This window comes from Streptomyces sp. NPDC000075 (assembly GCF_040301925.1).
Taxonomy (GTDB): Bacteria; Actinomycetota; Actinomycetes; order Streptomycetales; family Streptomycetaceae; genus Streptomyces; species Streptomyces polychromogenes.
Genome location: NZ_JBEPFL010000039.1, coordinates 41,815 through 58,195, shown reverse-complemented (window position 1 = coordinate 58,195; position 16,381 = coordinate 41,815). Strand labels below are relative to the sequence as shown.

Below are 16,381 nucleotides of genomic sequence, written 5' to 3'. Positions count from 1 at the left end.
GACGGGGTCGGCCGCAGGGAGTGGACGGGCAGTGTTGATCGGTGACGTGGCACGGCGGTCGGGGGTCAGTGCCCGGATGCTCCGGCACTACGAGTCGCTCGGCCTGCTGCGGCCGGCCGGCCGGACCGGGGCGGGCTACCGGGAGTACTCCGAGGAGGACATCCGGCGGATCTTCCACATCGAGAGCCTGCGCTCGCTCGGGCTCGGGCTGCGGGACGTCGCGCGGGCGCTGGACGATCCCGCGTTCACGCCCGCCGGGCTGATCGACGACCTGGTGCGCGAGGTGCGCGAGCGGATCGCCGCCGAGACCCGGCTCCTCACCCGGCTGGAACGGATCGGGGCCGCCGAGCCGGGCGGCTGGGAGGAGGTCCTGCGCGTCGTCGCGCTCCTTCAGGCGCTCAGGTCGCCGAGCGCCGGGGAGCGCCAGCGGGCCGCGCTGTCGACGGCGGAAGGGGGCGCGGTTCCCGTGGAGGCCCTGGCCGAGGCCGCGTTGGGCGAGAGCGACCCGAGCGTCGCCGGAGCCCTGCGCTGGGCGCTGGCCCGGGCCGGCGACGCCGGGATCGGCCCGCTCGCGCGGGGTCTGCGCTCGCCGTCGGCCGAGGTGAGGAGGAGCGCGGTGCGGGCCCTCGCGGAGATCCCGCTGCCCGGGGCGACCGTGCTGCTGGAGGAGGTGCTCGGGGACGGCGACGCCGGGGTGCGCGCGGCCGCCGCGCTGGCACTGGGGGCGCGGGGGGTGGCGCGGGCGGTGCCGGCGCTGACCGACATGGTGGTCGAGGGGAGGAACGACGTCGACGCGGCCGACGCGTTGAGCGCGCTGGCCGGGGATCCGCCGCTGGCCGAGCGGATCGCCGCCGGGTTCCGCGACCGGCTCGCCTCCGGCACGGCCGGACCGCCCGCCCGGCTGCGGCTGGTGCAGGCGCTCGCCGACCTCCCCGGTGCCACGGCGTCGCGCGCCCTCGCGGACCTGTCGCGGGACGAGGACCGCACCGTCGCCCGCACCGCGGCCTACCTGCTGGAACTGCGCGGGGCGCCCGCCTCCCGGAGCCCGCGTGCGGGCGGTTCGCGGGGGTCCTAGCCTGAAGGGGCGGGGTTCGGCTTCGCGCGGAGGTAAGGAGCAGCCCATGACCCCGGTCCCCCGCAGGAACGGCTTCGTCCGCACCACGGCCGTCGCCGCGCTCGCCGCGGCGGCGCTGCTCGGCGCCGCACACGCCTCCCCGGCAGTGGCCCGGGACGCGTTCCCGGTGGTGGCGCTACGGGTGGGGCCCTCGTACGGACAGACGGCCCTCGACACCCTGGCCGAGGTGGTACGCGGCGACTTCGCCGCCGTCTCGGCCCGCTTCGCCCCGGCACTGCGGTCCCAGGCGTCCCCGGAGGTACTGGCCAGGTCCTGGGCGGCGTACCAGGGCGAGTTCGGCCGCTACGTCTCCCACGGGGACCCCCGCCAGGTCGACGCGGGGGTGGGCACGGTGGTGAACGTACCGCTCAAGATGGCGGCGAAGCCCGGGGAGTTCCGCGTCACGTTCGACGACGGGGGCCGGCTGATCGGCCTCTACTTCCTGCGCACGGGGGTGCCGGTGGCGTAGGGCCACCGTGGCGCGCCGCCCCGGTGCGGAGGAATCCGTGTGCGCCGGGCGGCTCCCGGCGGGCGCGTCGCGGGGCGCGGGTGGGCGGGCGGGTGCTAGGCAGGCGGTACCGGCAGGGCCTCGACGGCCGCCGGCCCCGACCGCCCCACACCGGGAGACACCCGTGCCCACCCGCGTACGCCGCTTCCGCGCCGGACTGTCCGCCGCCGCGCTCACCGCCGCCGCGCTCGGCGCGATCCCGCCGCCCGCGCAGGCGGCCGACGGCGGGCACCCGGGCCGCGAGGAGCGTCTGCGGCGGCAGCTGGAACGGCTCGTCGCGCAGGCCGACGGCCCGCCCGGGGCCATCGCCGTCCTCACCCGGGACGGCCGGACGCGGGTGTACACCGCCGGGGTCGGGGACATCGCCACCGGCCAGCGCCCGGACCCCGACGACCACATGCGCGTGGCCAGCATCGCGAAGGCGTACAGCGGGGCGGTGGCCCTCCGGCTCGTCGACGAGGGATTCCTCTCCCTCGACGACACCATCGGCGAACGGCTGCCCGGCCAGCCCGCCGGCTGGCACGCGGTGACACTGCGCCAGCTCCTCGGGCACACCAGCGGTCTGCCCGACTTCTCGGCCGACCCCGGGTTCCTGAGGATCCTTCAGGCCGACCCCCGCCACCGGTTCGACCCGCGCACCCTCCTCGGCTTCGTCGCCGACGAGCCGCTGCTGTTCCGCCCGGGCACCCTGTACGCGTACTCCAACTCCGACAACATCGCCGTCGCCCTCATGGCCGAGGCGGCCACCGGCCGCCGCTACGAGGACCTCCTCGAGGACCTCGTGTCCCGCCCGCTGGGACTGCGGCGGACCAGCCTGCCCCTGGGATACCGGCTCCCCCGCCCGTACCTGCACGGCTACGACGTCACCCCGCCCGCCGGACCCGAGGACGTCAGCGAGGCCCTCGGTGCTTCGGGGGTCTGGGCCTCCGGGGGGATCGTCTCCACCCCGAGGGAGCTGGGCGCGTTCATCCGCGCGTACGGCGGGCCCGCCCTGCTCTCGGAGAAGACCCGCAAGGAGCAGCTCACCTTCCGCCCGGGCGACTCCTCGGAGCCCGCCGGTCCCGGCACCAACGCCGCCGGCCTCGCGATCTACCGGTACACCACCCGCTGCGGGGTCCTCTACGGGCACACCGGCAACTTCCCGGGCTACACCCAGCTCGCCGCGACCACCCCGGACGGCACCCGCTCCCTCACGTTCTCCATCAACACCCAGACCAGCAAGGACAACAAGCCCGCCCTGCTGGCCCGGCTCCGCACGGTCCAGGAGGACTTCGCCTGCGCCCTCCTCAAGGACCCCTCCTGAGGATCAGCGGGGCGTTGACCGGCCTCGCGGCGGCCCTGCTCCTGGGTGCCTGCACCGCCGCGCAGCCCGCCCCCGCCCCCGCCCCTCGCGCCGAGCCCGCCACGGTCTCCCCCGGCGCCACGCGGTCCGGGCGCAGTGCGCCGGCGTCACCGCCCGCTCCCGCGCGGCGGGCGCCCGTCGACTGCCGCAGGACCGCCTGTGTCGCCCTGACCTTCGACGCGGGTCCGGGCGCGGACACGGCGCGCCTGCTGGACGTCCTCAAGGCGAAGGGCGTGCACGCGACGTTCTTCCTCCTGGGCAAGCACACCGTGGACCGTCCCGGACTGGTCCGCAGGGAGGCGGCCGAGGGCCACGAACTGGGCAACCACACCTGGTCGCACACGATCCTGCCCTCGGCCCCGCCGGGGGAGGTCCGCCGCCAGCTGGTGCTCGTCCAGGACCGGGTGCGGGAACTGACCGGCCGGACCCCCACCCTGATGCGCCCTCCGCAGGGGGAGACCGATCCGAAGGTCGCCGAGGTCTGCCGCTCCCTCGGGCTGGCGGAGATCCTGTGGAGCGTGACGGCGCGGGACTACCGCGACCACGACCCCGGGGTCATCACCCGCCGCGTCCTCGAGGGGGCGCAGCGCGACGGGATCATCCTGCTGCACGACATCTACCCGGGAACGGTGCCCGCGGTGCCGGCCGTCATCGACGGGCTGCGGCGGCGCGGCCTCACTCCGGTGACCGTCTCCGAGCTCTTCGCCCCCCGCCGGCCCGAACCGGGCCGGGCCTACTGGAACGCCTCCGCGCCCTGACCGTTCAGCTCGCGGCGCGGGCGTACAGGGGGCGGCGTTCCTCCTCGGTGAGGCCGCCCCACACCCCGTAGGGCTCCCGTACGCGCAGGGCGTGGCGCAGACATTCGGCCTGCACCGGGCAGAGCGCGCAGATCTCCCGGGCCGCCTCGTCGCGTTCCGCGCGGTCCTCGCCGCGCTCGCCCGCCGGGTGGAAGAACCGGTCCGGGCCGAGGTCGCGGCAGGCGGCGTGTTCCTGCCACGCCCAGTGGTGTTCCGCTCGGCCCGGCAGCCGTGACACGTCGGACATGGGTGGGCTCCTTTCCCGTGTGAGGGGGTGGCGTTGCGTGTGCCGGTGTGCATGATGTGCGTCAGTCCCGCGTCTGGCCCGGTCGCCCGTCGTGAAACCTCTCCGGGCCCGGGTACCGCTCCGGGGCGGGGACGGCCGGGGAGGTGGAGACGCGCGGGAGCGCGTACGGGTGCTTCTCCGCGAGCCAAGCGACGAGTTGCTCGCGCACCGCGCAGCGGGCGGTCCACAGGTCGTCGGGGTCCTTGGCGGTGACGATGGCCCTCAGGACGACGGTGGTGGGGGTGGTGTCGGTGACCGCGAGGTCCCAGCCGCGACCGTCCCACGCCGCGCAGCCGTCGAGGATCTCCTTGAGGCGTTCGCGGATCAGGGGGACGGGGGCGCTGTGGTCGCAGTGCAGGAACACGGTGCCGGTCATCTGGATCCCGCCGCGGGACCAGTTCTCGAAGGGTTTGCCGGTGAAGTAGGAGACGGGCATGGTGATGCGGCGCTCGTCCCAGGTGCGCACGGCGAGGAAGGTGAGGGTGACCTCTTCGACCACACCCCATTCACCGTCGACGACGACGGTGTCGCCGATGCGCACCAGGTCGCCGAAGGCGATCTGGAACCCGGCGAAGAGGTTGCCGAGCGTGGACTGGGCGGCCACACCGGCGACGATGCCGATGATCCCGGCGGAGGCCAGGACGGAGGTTCCGACGGCGCGGAGGCCGGGGAAGGTGAGCAGCATCGCGGCCGCGGCGACCAGTGCGACGACGGCGGTGACGATCCTCATGATGAGGGTCACCTGCGTGCGGACCCGGCGCAGCCGGGACGGGTCGCGGGTGCCCGTGGCGTAGCGGGCGTACGAGGACTCGACCACCGCCGCGGTGATGCGGACGACGAACCAGGCGCCCGCGCCGATCGTGACCAGCGAGAGGGTCCTGCCCACGGCCGCCTCGTGCGCCCGCAGGGGCTGCCAGCCGGTCTGCCGGTACGAAGCGCGCAGCAGGGCGGAGAGCAGGAGGACGCGCAGGGGGAGCCCGCAGCGGCGCAGCAGGCTCCACAGGGGGGTCTCGGGGTGGCGGGCGTCCACGCGCCTCAGCAGCAGGTCGGCGAGCCGGCCGGCCGCGAAGGTGAGCACGATGGAGCCGCCTATGACGGTCAGCAGTCTCAGAACGCCGTTCATGGCTCCTCGGTGGGTGTAGGGGCGGAAGGGGGCTGAAGGGTGCCGCTGGGTGCGGATCGGGTCCGCGCGTGCCCTGCCGTCCCCCCGGCAAACCGGCGGCGGGGCCGGCCGGCACGACCGGCGGTTTCCGGCCGATTCGCCGCGTTCGGGTCCTTCCCCCGGGACGCGGCCCGGATCCGGGGCAGTCGCGGCGGAGGCGGCCGACGCGCCGCCTCCGCCGCCGGGCGCCCGGGCCGGGCGCGGCGGCGGACACCGGACCCAGGAAGGAAAGGGACCATGCTGATCACCGTCACCCGATCCGGGGGCTTCGCCGGAGGCGAGAAGGAGCGCGAGCTCGACACGACGGGTCTGCGGGACGCGCCGCGGTGGGAGGAGCTGGCGCACCGGGCCGTCGCGTCCACGGCGGACGGCTACCACTACCGGATCACCGTCGACGGGCGGGCGATCGACCTTCAGGACCCGTATCTGTCCGAGGAGCAGAGGGAGTTGATCCACGGCGTGCTCGGCGAGGGCGCCTGATCCGACCACCGGGGGGAGGGCGGCCGCCCTCCCCCTCGTGACACGCCTCATGACGCGGCCACCGCCGCACGGAGTCCGTCCGTGCGGCGGTGGCCGTGTGCTTTCCCTGGGGTGGGGGGTCAGTACTGGCGGCGCACCGTGTCGCCCCAGTAGCCGCCGACCGCCTGGTGGTAGTCGGGGTCGCCGAGGTGCTTGTCCCTGACGAAGTCCGGAGCGTCCTTGATCTGTTCCCGGGTCCGGTCGACGTAGACCTTCTCCTCGGTGGTGTCGACGCGGGTGATCGTGCCGGCGGGCAGGAGCACCTCCCTGCCGAAGATCCAGGGGCCGGTGTCGACGACGATCCAGGAGGCGCCGGTCTCGTACGAGTGCTTGTCGACCTTGCCGATGGTGCCGTCCAGGGCCTCCACCTTGTAGCCGGTGAGGTCCCGGTCCTCGAAGTGGGCGACGGTCAGGTGGTAGGCCCAGATGTTGTCGTTCATCGGTTCGGGTTCCTTTCTCGGTGGTGGTTCAGCGCGCGTACGCCCAGGCCCAGCAGCCCGGCGGCGCCGAGCAGCAAGGCCGGGTGGTGGTGCGGCGGCCTGGGGCCGCCGGGGCCGGGTTTCGGCCGCGTCGCGAGATGGGCGACGGCGGCGGGCCCGGGCCCCCGGCGGTCGGCCTGACGGGGCAACACGGGCAGCAGGGCGCGCAGTTGCCGCGGGCCGGGGCCCGGAGGCCGTCGCGGACGGGAGGCACACGGGGAGAGGGGTTCCATGCGGCTCGCCTGCCCCGGATCGGCGGATCGACGCACACCGGTCGTGGCCGGGCCGGCCCGGGCCCGTCCTAGGCGGTCGCGTGCGGCTCGCTGCGGGCGGGGGCCTCCGCGTGCGCCTCACCCGCGGGCGGCGACGCCGGGACGGCCAGGGGGCCCGCGAGGTACGCGAGCAGGCCGGCGATCTCGCGGTCGGCCTCGGCCGGGTGACGGAAGCGGGCTCCGGGGGCGACGACGTAGCGGTTGCGCCGGCCGTCGCGGGTGCGGCTGAGGTAGCCGTCCGCCTGGAGGTCCGTGACGATCGCCTGCACGGTCCGTTCGGTGAGGCCGCAGACCAGGGCGATGTCGCGCAGGCGGATGCCCGGGTCCCGCGCGATGGCGATCAGGACCCGTGCGTGGTTGGTCAGGAAGGTCCAGCGGTTCCGGCGGGACCCCACGTGCTCGTTCTCCACGCGGCCATTGTTGGGTGGAGACGAACGAAAGGCAAATCCCGAAATACTTTTCCGGTATCCCTTGACGTGTGTCCGCCGCCCGGGCAGGGTTCAGGGTGAGCGGAATCGAACTTCCGCTTGTTCGACGAGCGAGCAGCGCACCGCAAGCACCCGTGCCCAAGGAGCGGAGACGATGACCTCTATGGCCACTGCCGACACAGCCGCCCCGTCCGTCACGGAGCACCCCGTGATCGACGGTCTGCCGCACGTGCCTTGCCCACGGGAGGTGGACCCGGGCGAGGCCCGCCAGCTGACGCGGGTGTTCTTCGAACGGCTCAGGAGCCTGGACGAGGGCACCCCGGAATACCAGTACGTCCGCAACACGCTGATCGAGATGAACGTCTCACTGGTCAACTTCGCGGCCCGCCCGTTCCGGGACCGCCCGGGCGGCCCGGAGAACGAGGACATCGTGCAGGTCGGCATCATCGGCCTGATCAAGGCCATCGACCGGTACGAGCTCGACCGCGACACCCAGTTCTCCACCCTCGCCATGCCGTACATCACCGGCGAGATCAAACGGCACTTCCGGGACACGACCTGGGCCGTCCGGGTCCCGCGCCGCCTCCAGGAGATGCGTGCGCAGCTGGCCCGCTCCACCGAGGAGCTGACCTCCGAGACGGGCCGCGCGCCCACCCCCGCCGAGCTCGCCGAGCACCTGGACCTCACCGAGGACGAGGTCCGCCAGGGCCTGGTCGCGGCGAACGGCTACTCCACCCAGTCCCTCGACGCCGCCACGGGCTCCCCCGACGGCCGCGAGTCGGCCCCCGGGGCGGCACGCTCCCCGCACACCCTCGCCGAGACCCTCGGCGAGACCGACGACGCCCTGGAGACGGTCGAGGACCTCCAGTCCCTGGCACCCCTCCTGTCCGGGCTGGACGAACGCACCACGCGCATCCTCGAACTCCGCTTCGGGCAGGAGATGACCCAGCGGCAGATCGGCGAGGAGATCGGCATGTCCCAGATGCACGTCTCCCGCCTGCTCACCCGCACCCTGGGCGCCCTGCGCGAGGAACTGCTGCGCGACTGAGCCCCTGGGCCGGCCCCGGTCACCTCGTCCCGGACCCCGCCGTGCCGGGGCGGCGCCGGTGGCGCAGCCAGGCCGTCAACGCGGCCTGGAGTTCCGCCACTTCGCGGTGGGTGAGGTCCTCTCCGACATGTCCGACGCTCAGCCGCACCCCCGCCCCCGTGACGGTCCAGCCCGCCCCGCGCCGGGGGCGGGAGGCCAGGGTGCGGCCCTCGGCCAGACCCCGCAGGGCTTCGCGGACCGCCGGGGGCACACCGGCCGGGCCGCCCGGGAGGGCCGTCCGGGGGCGGGGGGTGAGGCCGACCGCGGTGTAGAAGGCGGCCAGGGCGTCCTCCAGCGTTCCGGGGCCCGCCGGGGCGGCTCCGGTGAAGTCGGCGATCAGCTCCGGATGCGGCGGCGGCGCGTGCTCCCCGTACGGGCGGGGGTGCAGGGGGTGTTCCTCCGTCTCCAGGCGGACGCAGGCCGGGGGGATCAACTCGCGGGTGTAGCCCTGGTGGTGGAGGTCGGCGTACAGCTTGCGCAGCGTCGCGGCCTGGCGCGGCACCGGGTGCGGGTCGGGGCCGGCCGGGGCGTGCGGCCGGGTGGGCCGCACCGCCAGGCCGAGCAGGCCGGTGCTGTGGTGCAGCACCCCCGCCTGGGTGAGCAGGACCGTCGCCTGCCGCCCCTTCCTGTCCCAGCCGAGCCGGAACCCCACCACCATGGTCCCCATCGGACCCGCTCCTCCCCGGCCGCCCGAGCGGCGTGGCCGTCCCCGCCACGGTAGTGAGCGCCCCACCGCCGGGGGCGGACATACGTGAGCTTCCCCCCGGAACGGGCCAGATGTGCTACGGCACGCCACCCCACGGCCCGGCACCGGCCGCGACGGCCGGGCCGGCGGTCCTGAGGGAAGATCGCGCGCTTGTCCTCAACCGCGCTTGAGGTCATACGGTCCTCGTACGGCCCGCACCGAAGCCACAGGAGGGGGACTCCCCATGACGACCCGACAGATGTCCGACGCCGAACTCGCCGGCCAGCCCGCCGCCTACTGGACCGGGGTCGCCTACGAGGCGCTCATCGCGTTCACCCGGGCCCGCCAGGCGGAGAAGGGCTACACCCAGCCGCAGTTCTGGCTGCTGCGCAACCTGTCGGTGAACGACATCTCGCCCGACGGCGCGGGGATGACGGCGGCCGGGCTGCGCACGGCCATGGCCTCCTACATCCGCCCCGAGGACGACCTGGAGGCGGAGGCCGGGGTGCTCGTGGGGCGCGGCTGGCTGACCCGGGACGCCGAGGACCGTCTGTGGCTCACCGAGGAGGGTGAGCGGGCCCGCGTCGCGCTCTCGCGCAACGCGCCGGCGATCCGCGCCGCGCTCCACGAGGGGATCGACGACGCGGACTACGTCACCACGCTGAAGGTGCTCCGCAAGCTGATCGCCAACGCGGGCGGCACGGCCCCCTGACGGCGCCGGGGATTCCTCGCGGTCGCTCATGCCCTCGTCAGGCGCCCGCGGGTCCCGGCTGGGCCGGGAGCGAGGCGGCGACGGCGAGGGACTCGGCGAGGTCCTCCTTGCGGATGCGCTGGTCGACGTAGAGCAGGGACAGCACCAGCTGGGGATAGCCGACCTGGAACACCGAGCCGAGCACCGAGCCGACGAGCATGCAGACCACGTACCCGACGACGCCGAGGAGCAGCGTGCCCGGGTCCGCCGCGTCGCCCATCGCGATGAGGGCGGGGATGAGCGAGAAGAAACCGAGGAGGACGAACGGCATCTGGATGACGTAGCCGACCGCCGAGGCCACCAGGTACGCGAGCCCCGCGATGCCGAAGGTGCGCCACCAGCCGCCGCTGACCAGCCGGGCGGAGCGGCGCATCGCCGCGACCGGGCCGAGCCCCTCGCAGACCGCGACGGCGGGCGCGAGGCTGTAGCGGACGCCGAGCCACACCAGGACGGGCATCCACAGCAGCACGCCCAGGAGCAGCACGAACACGGCCGCGGGCGGGGAGGCGTCGTGGACGGACATGACGATCGGCGGGAAGCAGACCGCGTAGAGGACCAGCAGCGGCCCGCCCGTGAGCAGCCCCACGCACAGCAGGACGCCGAGTACGGACGGCAGCCGGGACCAGCAGCGCCGCCACATCGCGCCGAAGGTGACGGGGCGGCCGAGCACCGCCTCCTGGATCACGGCGGGGCACAGGGCGGCGAGCATGCCCGCGCCCAGGACCACGGTGACCACGGTCAGTACCAGGACCGGTGCGAGGTAGAGGAACAGGGAGGCCACGTCACCCGCGGCGGGGCCCTCGCCGTCCGGGCGGTCGAACACGGCGGCGAAGCGGCTGTCGAGCCCGAAGGCGGCGAAGCCGACCGCCGCCGCGACGAGCAGGATGCCGACTCCCTGGACCAGCAGGATGACCCCGGTCAGGGGCTTCCAGTGCCGGCGGAACGTGGTGAAGGCGCCGCTGAGCACATCGCCCAGCGTGAGCGGCCTGAGCGGGATGACGCCGGGCTGCGGCGGGGGCGGCGTCCAGCCTCCCCAGTGCGGTGCGGGCTGGTGCGGGTGGGGCTGTCCCCACCCCGTCTGGTGTGACATCGCTGTCTCCCCCTCGAAAAGGGCCACCGTAACCCGCTGCCCGGCCCGGCGTTGCGGCCGGGCCCCGTCGGGTCCAGGCTCGGAGGGGGCGAAACCGCCGCCGCGGGACGGGAGCGAACCGATGACGGGTGACGAGCCGGCCGGTGACCTGTGCCTGGTCACCGGCGCGACCGGCTACATCGGCGGGCGCCTGGTGCCCGAGCTCCTCGACGCCGGCTACCGCGTCCGGGCGCTGGCCCGGTCCCCCGAGCGGCTGCGCGACCACCCGTGGGCCGGCCGCGTCGAGGTGGCGCGCGGTGACGTCACGGACGGGGACTCGCTGGACGAGGCCCTGCGCGGGGTGGCCGTCGCCTACTACCTGGTGCACGCCCTCGGCGGCGGTCCCGGCTTCGAGGAACGCGACCGGGACGCGGCCCGCCTGTTCGCGGAGCGGGCGCGGCGGGCCGGCGTCCGGCGCATCGTCTACCTCGGGGGGCTCACCCCGTCCGGGATGCCGCCCGCACGGCTCTCCCCGCACCTGCGCTCGCGCGCCGAGGTGGGCGCCATCCTGCTGGCGTCGGGCGTCCCCTGCACGGTGCTGCGGGCGGCGGTGGTCATCGGCTCGGGCTCGGCCTCGTTCGAGATGCTGCGCTATCTGACGGAGCGGCTGCCCGTCATGATCACGCCGAGCTGGGTGGGCACCCGGGTGCAGCCCATCGCCGTGCGCGACGTGCTGCGCTACCTCGTCGGAAGCGCCGCGATGCCGCCCGAGGTCAGCCGGACCTTCGACATCGGCGGGCCGGACGTCCTCACGTACGAGCAGATGATGCACCGTTACGCGGCCGTCGCCGAGCTTCCGCACCGGCGCATCCTGCGCGTGCCCATGCTCAGCCCGGGTCTGTCGGGCATCTGGATCGGCCTGGTCACCCCGGTGCCCCGGGCCCTGGCCCGGCCGCTCGCGGAGTCGCTGCGGCACGAGGTGGTGTGCGCGGAGCACGACATCGCCCGCTGGGTGCCCGATCCGCCGGGCGCCCCGCTGGCCTTCGACCGGGCCCTGGCCCTGGCCCTGGAGCGGGTCCGCGAGGCACAGGTGAGCACCCGGTGGTCCTCCGCCTCGCTGCCCGGCGCGCCCAGCGACCCCCTGCCCACCGACCCGGACTGGGCCGGCGGCAGCCTCTACACCGACCACCGCAGCACCGGGGTGGCGGCGCCGCCGGGGGCGCTGTGGCGGGTCGTGGAGGGCATCGGCGGGGAGAACGGCTGGTACTCCTTCCCGCTGGCCTGGGCCGTACGCGGCTGGATGGACCGGCTGGTGGGCGGCGCCGGCATCCGGCGGGGCCGCCGCGACGCCGACCGGCTGCGGGTGGGCGACGCCCTCGACTTCTGGCGGGTCGAGGAGATCGAGCCGGGCCGGCTGCTGCGGCTGCGCGCGGAGATGCGGGTGCCGGGGCTGGCCTGGCTGGAGATGTACGCCGAACCCGACCCGGCGCACGCGGGCCGCTCCCGCTACCGGCAGCGCGCCCTCTTCCATCCGCACGGTCTGCTCGGCCACCTGTACTGGTGGGCCGTCAGCCCCTTCCACGCGGCGGTGTTCGGTGGCATGGTCCGCAACATCGCCCACGCCGCCGAGCAGTCCCCGGACCCCGCGCGCACCCCCGCGCCTACCCGGCCGGGCGGCCCGCCTCCTGCGGGGCGGGGCGGGCCGTAGCGGCACGGCGCGGCAGCAGCAGGGGGGTCGCCAGGAGGAGGACGCCGGCCAGGGCGAGGGCCGGGCGGGGGCCGAGGAGGGTGCCCAGGAGGCCCCAGGCCGCCGTGAGCAGGGCGGTCGCGCCCTTCGTCGTCACCGACCAGGCGCTGAGCGTACGGACGACGCGGTCCTGCGGGGTGTGGCGCAGGCGGTAGGTGGCGCAGAGGGGGTTGAAGACCCCGCAGCACAGGATGAGCCCGAACTCGACGCCCATGACGAGCAGCAGCCCGCCGGTGCCCGGCCCGGTGAAGGCCAGGCCGACGGACCAGAGCGCGCGCAGTGTCCCGGACACGGCAAGGACCCGCCCCTCCCCGTGGCGGGCGGCGAGCGGGCGGGCCAGCCGGGAACCGAGGAGCCCGCCGACGGAGGGCAGGGCGAAGGCGAGCCCGTACTGCCAGGGCTCGAAGCCGAGCCGGCCGAGCATCAGGACGGCCAGCAGCGGCGAGGTGGCCATCACCAGGCCGTTGAAGAGGGCCGTGTGGAGGAACAGCGGGCGCAGCGCCGCGTCGGCGAGGATGTGCCGCCAGCCGTCGAGCAGGTCCCCGGCCCGCGGGCGCCCGGTCTCCCGGGGCGCGGGGGGCGGCTCGTGTCCGCCCGTCGCCCGGATGCCGAGGGCCGACAGCAGGTAGCTGACCGCGTCGGCCGCCACCGTGGCCACCGGGCCGAGGAGGCCGATCGCGGCGCCGCCGAGCGGGGGGCCGATGACCGTGGCCGTCCAGGCCGTGGATTCGAACCGGGCGTTGGCGACGAGGAGGTCCTCGGCCGGCAGCAGGGACTTCAGGTACGCGCCGCAGGCGGCGCCGAAGGTGATGTCGGCGGCCGCGACGACGACGGAGACCAGCAGCAGCTGGAGGAAGCCGAGCGCGCCGAGCGCGAAGGCGACGGGAACCGTCAGCAGGGCGCCGCACCGGACCAGGTCCATCGCGATCAGCACGGGCCGCTTGCGGCGGAACTCCACCCAGGGGCCGAGCGGCACCGCCGCCGCCGCGCCCACCGCGGCCCCGGCGCAGGAGAGCGCGGCCACCTCGGCCGGCCCGGCGTGCAGCACCCGGACGGCGATCACGGGGAACGCGCCGAAGGCGAGCCACGTGCCGAGGGCGCTGGTCCCGTACGCCCCCCAGAGCCACCCGAACGGGCGTCCCAGTCGCTTCCCGCTCCTCATCCTGACGCTCCTCGCCCCAGCCCGTACAACCGATCAGCGTGCGGGAGCATCAAAGCGGGCGGCGTACCGGCGGATCAAACAACCAGCAGGCCGCCGGGGCACAACCGGCGGTTGTGGATCTAGGGTGGAGGAATGGACCTCGACACCGTCCGGACCTTCGTGGCCGCCGCCGAGGCGGGGCGGTTCCAGGACGCCGCCGCCGAGCTGGCGGTCACCCAGCAGGCCGTCTCCAAGCGGATCGCCGCACTGGAACGGGAGCTCGGCGTGCGCCTGTTCACCCGTACGCCGCGCGGCGCCGCGCTCACCATCGACGGGCAGGCCTTCCTGCCCCACGCCCGCGAACTGCTGCGCGCCGCCGAGCGCGCCGCCGCGTCCGTCCGTACCGGCAGCCGTCCGCTGCGCGTCGACGTGATCAACTCACGGGGCGCGGCGACGGGCCTGATGCGCGGGTTCCACCGGGCGCACCCCGAGATCGAACTCGACGTGGTGATGCTGCTGGAGATCGACGCTGCCGTGGCCGCCGTCCGTTCCGGGGCCATCGACGCGACCTTCCGCGCCGTGACCGCGCCCGGCCGTCCCCTACCGCAGGATGTCGAGGCCGTACGGGTGCTCGACGAGCCGCTCCAGCTCCTCACCGGCCCGGCGCACGCGCTGGCGGGGGCGAGGTCGGTGACCCTCGCCGAGCTGGCCGGGCACCGGATCTGGATGCCGGGGGTCGTGCCCGGCACCGAGTGGACCGCCTACTACGACGACCTCGTCGCCGCGTTCGGCCTCACCATCGAGGCGACCGGGCCCAACTTCGGCTCCGACGCACTGCTGGACACCATCGCCGACACCCCGGCGCTGGCCACCTTCATGAGCGAGGGGACCCGGCTCGTCTGGCCCGCCGGACACGGCCTGCGCCGCATCCCGGTGACGGACCCGACGCCGCTCTACCCGCACGCGCTGCTCTGGCGCCGCGACAACCCCCACCCGGGGCTGGCGGCCCTGCGCGCCCACCTCGCCGGCACGGCGGGCCTCGTCGGGGCGGACTGCGGGACCTGGCTGCCGGACTGGGTGATCCCGCGCTGAACGCCGCGTGCCCCGGGGCGCGCCGCAGGCCGCCCGGGCCCGCCCCGGCGGGGGCGGGGCGCCGGGCGGCGGCTGCGGACGGTTCGGGGAGGAGGTCAGCAGGGGCGGATGTGGTAGACGGGGGTCCAGGAGGCGGTCCCGCTGTCCTTGGCCACGTTCGACCAGCGCTCGCTGCCGTTCAGGTTGTAGAAGCGGGCCCGGGTGCCCGAGCTCTGGTTGTTGGTGAAGGTGCCGTCGCCGATTCCGCGGAAGTCGTAGTAGCCGCAGTAGTAGTAGTCCCAGGTGCTGCCCTGGCCGTCCCGGATGCACAGGTGGCCGTCGGCGCAGGCCAGGGCCTGGTCCGGGGCGGCCAGGTCGCGGGTCTCGCTCTGCCCGGGGGCCCGCAGGACCAGGTCGCCGCCGGCGATGGCGAGCTTGTTCGCGGAGATCTGACGGGCCTGCGGGTCGGAGGCGAGGACGGCGTCTACCCGCTGCCGCAGCTCGGCCGCCTGGGGGGCGGTCAGTCCGGCGGCGCGGGTCTGCCGGGCGAAGGTGTTCTGGGGTGAGGTAGAGGCCTGGGCGGTCAGTACCGGTCCCGCGATCAGTGCCGCGGTCGCGGTCATCATCGCCAGGATCCTGCGCGGTGCCATACGTGTTCCCCTCTTGTCTCGGCAGCCGGGGACCCCACCGCCGACGGCGGTGGCCCGGGAGTCGCGGACCATCCTCGCGAAGTCATACCGGGGCATGAAGAGCGGAACCGGACGGCTCCTGACACGCGTCCCGGCCCCTCGGACCCGCCTGGGCCCCAGCCGTCACGGGTGTATCCGATCAGATGTGTGGTCCATGCATCGTCTTCCCTGGCGGAGCCGGGTTTTCCGCGCGGGGGCGGAACGGCCCGGCACGAGTGGCGCGATGGGAGGGGCGAAGGGGATCGCCTCCCGGGCCACCGGGGTGGCGCGAGCGGCGGCGAAAGGTTTCGCTGGCCGGACGAGCATGTTCCGTTCCTCCCCGCCGGAGTCACCATGGCCCCACCCCCGGACACGCCCCGACCGCGCCCCGACCGGACCTCGCTCCTGCGCGTCCTGATCCCCATCGCGGTCCTGATCGTCGTGGCCGTGGGCGTCGGATCGTGGCTCCAGTTCTCGGAGCGGCAGGCCGGCGACACGGTCCACACGGTCGGCTCCACCGCCCCCGACCGGGTGGACGTGGAGGCCACCGTCCAGCGCGTCGACGCGGCGGGCAGGGAGCTGACCCTGCGGGTCCGGGTCGTTCCGCGCGGCAGCCTCGGCGAGGAGGAGTCGGCCGCCCCGGTGGCCGACCTCAGCCTCCAGACCTCCTCGGCGACCCTCGCCGACCTGGAGTTCAAGGCGCACGAACGGCTCACCACCAGGGACGTGCGGGTCGCCCTCTCCCGGGGCTCGATCGGCGACTACCCGTTCGACACCTACGAGACCGACATCGAGTTCTGGGCCGTGTCGGGCGGCCGGCAGGTGCCCGTACGGATGCTGTTCTCCAACAACGACACCCTCTTCTCGGTCTCCGCCGACCCCCTGTCCACCCGGCAGGAGGCGGTCTTCGGGCTGTCCCTGGTCCGCTCGGGCAGCCTGCTGGTCTTCGCGGTCTTCATGATGATGGTGATGTGGGCGCTGGCGGCGTCCGTGCTCATCGGGACCTGGTACCTGATCTCCCGGGGCGAGGGCGTGGTCTGGCCCGCCCTCGCCTGGATGGCCGCCACCCTGTTCGCCCTCGCGGCCTTCCGCAACACCGCCCCCGGCACACCGCCGATCGGCTGCGTGCTGGACTGGTTCGCCTTCCTGTGGGCCGAGACCGTCATCGCCCTCTGCCTGATCGCCGTGGTCGTCACCGGCGTCCGCACCGCCCTGCGCGCGGACGAGCCGGGACCGGGATAGCGCGGACAAGACC

At 74.8% G+C, this 16,381-nt stretch carries 18 protein-coding genes; 10 read left to right on the top strand and 8 right to left on the bottom strand.

The window, feature by feature from the left end:
- The first annotated feature begins 31 nt into the window (after window positions 1-31).
- The 4 genes from ABT403_RS32845 to ABT403_RS32830 all read left to right on the top strand — a co-directional run bounded on the left by ABT403_RS32845 (window position 32) and on the right by ABT403_RS32830 (window position 3,722).
- Window positions 32-1,075 (top strand): HEAT repeat domain-containing protein, encoded by a 1,044-nt coding sequence (locus ABT403_RS32845; RefSeq protein ID WP_344158357.1) that lies wholly within the window; start codon window positions 32-34, stop codon window positions 1,073-1,075.
- 46 nt (window positions 1,076-1,121) lie between these two features.
- Window positions 1,122-1,583, top strand: coding sequence for a DUF3887 domain-containing protein (locus tag ABT403_RS32840; RefSeq protein ID WP_344158355.1), 462 nt, complete (start codon window positions 1,122-1,124; stop codon window positions 1,581-1,583).
- 163 nt (window positions 1,584-1,746) lie between these two features.
- Entirely contained in the window at window positions 1,747-2,925 is a 1,179-nt protein-coding gene (locus ABT403_RS32835; protein ID WP_344158353.1) for a serine hydrolase domain-containing protein, read from the top strand.
- Window positions 2,926-2,939: 14 nt separating this feature from the next.
- Complete coding sequence (locus tag ABT403_RS32830) at window positions 2,940-3,722, top strand: polysaccharide deacetylase family protein (protein WP_344158351.1); 783 nt, start codon at window positions 2,940-2,942, stop codon at window positions 3,720-3,722.
- Between the two features lie 4 nt (window positions 3,723-3,726).
- On the opposite strand, the gene ABT403_RS32825 is transcribed toward ABT403_RS32830, so the two are convergent.
- Both ABT403_RS32825 and ABT403_RS32820 read right to left on the bottom strand, forming a co-directional pair.
- Window positions 3,727-4,008: a WhiB family transcriptional regulator gene (locus tag ABT403_RS32825; protein WP_344158349.1), complete on the bottom strand. Its 282-nt coding sequence runs from the start codon at window positions 4,006-4,008 to the stop codon at window positions 3,727-3,729.
- Between the two features lie 61 nt (window positions 4,009-4,069).
- The gene (locus ABT403_RS32820) at window positions 4,070-5,170 is read right to left on the bottom strand and encodes a mechanosensitive ion channel family protein (protein ID WP_344158347.1); all 1,101 of its coding nucleotides are present in this window, start codon (window positions 5,168-5,170) and stop codon (window positions 4,070-4,072) included.
- A 276-nt stretch (window positions 5,171-5,446) separates the two neighbouring features.
- On the opposite strand from ABT403_RS32820, the gene ABT403_RS32815 reads away from it, so the two are divergent.
- Window positions 5,447-5,689, top strand: a complete 243-nt coding sequence (locus ABT403_RS32815; RefSeq protein ID WP_344158345.1) for a protealysin inhibitor emfourin — start codon at window positions 5,447-5,449, stop codon at window positions 5,687-5,689.
- 119 nt (window positions 5,690-5,808) lie between these two features.
- Here ABT403_RS32815 and ABT403_RS32810 read toward each other — a convergent pair whose 3' ends face one another.
- On the bottom strand, window positions 5,809-6,168 hold the full coding sequence (locus ABT403_RS32810; protein WP_344158343.1) for a PRC-barrel domain-containing protein: 360 nt from the start codon (window positions 6,166-6,168) through the stop codon (window positions 5,809-5,811).
- Window positions 6,169-6,508: 340 nt separating this feature from the next.
- Window positions 6,509-6,889, bottom strand: coding sequence for a helix-turn-helix transcriptional regulator (locus ABT403_RS32805; RefSeq protein ID WP_344158341.1), 381 nt, complete (start codon window positions 6,887-6,889; stop codon window positions 6,509-6,511).
- A 181-nt stretch (window positions 6,890-7,070) separates the two neighbouring features.
- Here ABT403_RS32805 and ABT403_RS32800 point away from each other — a divergent pair, with 181 nt between their 5' ends.
- Window positions 7,071-7,955: a SigB/SigF/SigG family RNA polymerase sigma factor gene (locus ABT403_RS32800; RefSeq protein WP_344158339.1), complete on the top strand. Its 885-nt coding sequence runs from the start codon at window positions 7,071-7,073 to the stop codon at window positions 7,953-7,955.
- Window positions 7,956-7,974: 19 nt separating this feature from the next.
- Here the strand turns inward: ABT403_RS32800 and ABT403_RS32795 are convergent, their stop codons facing one another.
- A complete protein-coding gene (locus ABT403_RS32795; protein WP_344158337.1) occupies window positions 7,975-8,661 on the bottom strand; it encodes a hypothetical protein in 687 nt (228 codons plus the stop codon).
- Between the two features lie 262 nt (window positions 8,662-8,923).
- Between ABT403_RS32795 and ABT403_RS32790 the strand changes: the two genes are divergently transcribed.
- Entirely contained in the window at window positions 8,924-9,391 is a 468-nt protein-coding gene (locus tag ABT403_RS32790) for a winged helix DNA-binding protein (protein WP_344158335.1), read from the top strand.
- Window positions 9,392-9,428: 37 nt separating this feature from the next.
- Here the strand turns inward: ABT403_RS32790 and ABT403_RS32785 are convergent, their stop codons facing one another.
- Window positions 9,429-10,520, bottom strand: a complete 1,092-nt coding sequence (locus ABT403_RS32785; RefSeq protein ID WP_344158333.1) for a hypothetical protein — start codon at window positions 10,518-10,520, stop codon at window positions 9,429-9,431.
- Window positions 10,521-10,641: 121 nt separating this feature from the next.
- Between ABT403_RS32785 and ABT403_RS32780 the strand changes: the two genes are divergently transcribed.
- Complete coding sequence (locus ABT403_RS32780) at window positions 10,642-12,207, top strand: SDR family oxidoreductase (RefSeq protein WP_344158331.1); 1,566 nt, start codon at window positions 10,642-10,644, stop codon at window positions 12,205-12,207.
- Here the strand turns inward: ABT403_RS32780 and ABT403_RS32775 are convergent.
- Window positions 12,161-13,408 (bottom strand): MFS transporter, encoded by a 1,248-nt coding sequence (locus ABT403_RS32775; RefSeq protein WP_344158329.1) that lies wholly within the window; start codon window positions 13,406-13,408, stop codon window positions 12,161-12,163. The genes ABT403_RS32780 and ABT403_RS32775 overlap by 47 nt on opposite strands.
- A gap of 132 nt (window positions 13,409-13,540) precedes the next feature.
- On the opposite strand from ABT403_RS32775, the gene ABT403_RS32770 reads away from it, so the two are divergent.
- Entirely contained in the window at window positions 13,541-14,479 is a 939-nt protein-coding gene (locus ABT403_RS32770; RefSeq protein ID WP_344158327.1) for a LysR family transcriptional regulator, read from the top strand.
- A gap of 95 nt (window positions 14,480-14,574) precedes the next feature.
- On the opposite strand, the gene ABT403_RS32765 is transcribed toward ABT403_RS32770, so the two are convergent.
- The gene (locus ABT403_RS32765; protein ID WP_344158325.1) at window positions 14,575-15,108 is read right to left on the bottom strand and encodes a hypothetical protein; all 534 of its coding nucleotides are present in this window, start codon (window positions 15,106-15,108) and stop codon (window positions 14,575-14,577) included.
- A 372-nt stretch (window positions 15,109-15,480) separates the two neighbouring features.
- On the opposite strand from ABT403_RS32765, the gene ABT403_RS32760 reads away from it, so the two are divergent.
- On the top strand, window positions 15,481-16,368 hold the full coding sequence (locus ABT403_RS32760) for a DUF4436 family protein (RefSeq protein ID WP_344158323.1): 888 nt from the start codon (window positions 15,481-15,483) through the stop codon (window positions 16,366-16,368).
- The last annotated feature ends 13 nt before the right edge of the window (window positions 16,369-16,381 follow it).